The sequence below is a fragment of the Dickeya sp. MK7 genome (assembly GCF_000406305.1).
Classification (GTDB): Bacteria; Pseudomonadota; Gammaproteobacteria; order Enterobacterales; family Enterobacteriaceae; genus Dickeya; species Dickeya fangzhongdai.
On the sequence record NZ_AOOO01000050.1, the window covers coordinates 1 to 1,209 of the forward strand.

1 protein-coding gene is annotated in these 1,209 nt (G+C 49.5%); it reads left to right on the top strand.

Going from position 1 to position 1,209, the window contains the following annotated elements; genetic code table 11:
• Nucleotides 1–81: 81 nt before the first annotated feature.
• Nucleotides 82–1,193 (top strand): IS3 family transposase gene (locus DXXMK7_RS00035; RefSeq protein ID WP_123130547.1). Its coding sequence is split into 2 segments (ribosomal slippage): nt 82–343 and nt 343–1,193, totalling 1,113 coding nucleotides; the frame shifts between segments, so codons are not numbered across the junction.
• The last annotated feature ends 16 nt before the right edge of the window (nt 1,194–1,209 follow it).

Consider the following 1,209-nt stretch of genomic DNA (forward strand, 5'->3'; position numbering starts at 1 on the left):
CTGTAAGTATCCCGCTAAACCGAACCATTCACTTTTAGAGATCTTCCGACATACTGATTATGTCCTGTTGAGGAGATCGCTATGCGCAAAGCCCGATTTACCGAGCACCAGATCATCGCCGTCCTGAAGTCCGTTGAAGCCGGACGTACCGTCAAAGACGTCTGCCGCGAAGCGGGAATATCCGAGGCCTCGTACTACAACTGGAAAGCGAAGTTTGGCGGTATGGAAGCCTCTGATATCAAAAAGATGAAAGATCTGGAGGACGAAAATCGTCGTCTCAAACAGATGTTTGCCGATCTGAGTCTGGAGTGCCGGGCACTCAAAGATGTTATTGAAAAAAAGCTTTAAAACCAGCGATAAAGCGTGAGCTCGTCAGTTATCTGACCGCGCAGTTTACGATGAGTATCCGCCAGGCATGCAGGACATTATCGCTGAGCAGGACGGTCTATTTTTACCAGCCCGACACCCGGCGTGATGAGCCAGTGATTCAGGCTCTGACCGACATGGCGGAACGCTATCCGCGATATGGCTTCAAGAAGTTGTTTCAGAAGCTACGCAGGCAGGGGCATGCATGGAACCATAAACGCGTTCATCGTATTTACTGCCTGTTAAAACTGAATTTTCGTCGTAAGGGAAAGCAACGTTTGCCCGTGCGTAATCCAGCCCCGCTGGCGGCGCCGGAACACCTGAATCAGAGCTGGTCAGTGGATTTTATGCATGATGCACTGGTATGCGGCAGACGTTTTCGTACGTTCAACGTAGTGGATGATTTTAATCGTGAAGTGCTGGCGATAGAAATTGACCTGAATATCCCGGCACAACGCGTTGTTCGGGTGTTGGACAGGATAGTGGCAAACCGAGGGTATCCGCTAAAGATGCGGATGGATAACGGTCCGGAGCTGGTCTCGCTGACGTTGGCACAATGGGCGGAAGAGCATGGTGTAGCACTGGAATTTATTAAACCGGGCAAGCCAACACAGAATGCCTTTATCGAACGTTTTAACCGGACGTACCGAACAGAAATACTGGATTTTTACCTGTTCAGAACACTGAATGAAGCGCGTGAAATTACAGAACGCTGGCTGCATGAATATAACAGCGAGCGTCCCCATGAATCGCTGAATAACCTGACGCCGGAAGAATATCGGCTGATGGCCGAGAAACCGGAAATCTCAAAAAGTGTGTGGAACTAAAAGCGGTCTACTTACA